Here is a 903-nt window from a genome sequence, read left to right as displayed (position 1 = left end):
TGCCTCCCTATCCCGATTAAAGGCCTTGCTCCGGTGTTCTTTGGTTTGGTGTTTGGCCGCGGTTTGGCAGGTTGCCGGCAGGCAGAAAACAGCCCTCAGTTTGGCAACGGTTTCGGCGGGTAATTTGGAGTTCAGGTCGCGGGGCAATCCGGCGTAATCGTCGGGTAATTTCCGCTCACTCGGTGGCCTGGTTCCTGGCGCAATGGGTCAAGCTGGCACACAGTATCGGGAGTTGGCATTCAGCATTGGGTGCCCAATAAAAACCAAGGGTGAACAGGCCCTTAACAAGTCGCAGCAGTACGCGGCCGATGGCCGCCGGACGCCCTTTCCATGGCTCCTTCGTCGCCATTCCAAGGTCGCCGCTGTGCTCAGCGTTAACTCGAAGAGGTGATATGTCAGAATTTTCGGGCCCAGAAGCAGCTGAGTTACTCTCTGACTATTATGACCTGATTTCTAAAGAGAGTGATCGCGGCGCAGTCATTGTTGCAGCGTCCATATTAGATGAGAGCTTGGGCGAGATTTTGAAGGCATTTTTGCTCAGTCCTTCCACTAGAAAGGATGACCTGCTTGATGGGGCGTATGCTCCACTCGGTTCTTTTTCGGCAAAAATTGAGTTGTGTTTCCGTTTGGGAATTATTCGACAGCCAATTCGACAGCAACTAATGCTGTTCAAATCGATCAGGAACGATGTCGCCCATCGGCTTTCAGTCGCCAGCCTGCAAGACGAAAAGTGTCGCTCAAGACTGGCTGAAATCCTCAAAACTATCCCTGATATGACGAATCAAATCATTCAAACCCTGACTCAAGCAGGTATCGATATGAGTCGTGAAGGGTATGGAGAGAGCTTGCTCGATACTTATGGCTGCAGACGAACGTTTGATCTAAGGAAGGTCTGAATAACTG

General features: G+C 51.2%; 1 protein-coding gene. It reads left to right on the top strand.

Features of this window, described 5'->3' with window-relative positions; all coding sequences use genetic code 11:
• Positions 1 to 392 precede the first annotated feature (392 nt).
• The gene (locus Q675_RS37765; protein WP_023012148.1) at positions 393 to 896 is read left to right on the top strand and encodes a hypothetical protein; all 504 of its coding nucleotides are present in this window, start codon (positions 393 to 395) and stop codon (positions 894 to 896) included.
• Positions 897 to 903: the final 7 nt, after the last annotated feature.

Origin of the sequence: Marinobacter sp. EN3, from assembly GCF_000475315.1 — a bacterium.
GTDB lineage: Bacteria > Pseudomonadota > Gammaproteobacteria > Pseudomonadales > Oleiphilaceae > Marinobacter > Marinobacter nauticus.
The sequence above is the reverse complement of the archived record's forward strand: the minus strand, read 5'-3'. Positions and strand labels throughout refer to the sequence as shown.

Excerpts from the sequence above, each read along its gene's own strand:
- Q675_RS37765 (WP_023012148.1), top strand. The coding sequence starts at position 393 with ATGTCAGAATTTTCGGGCCCAGAAGCAGCTGAGTTACTCTCTGACTAT.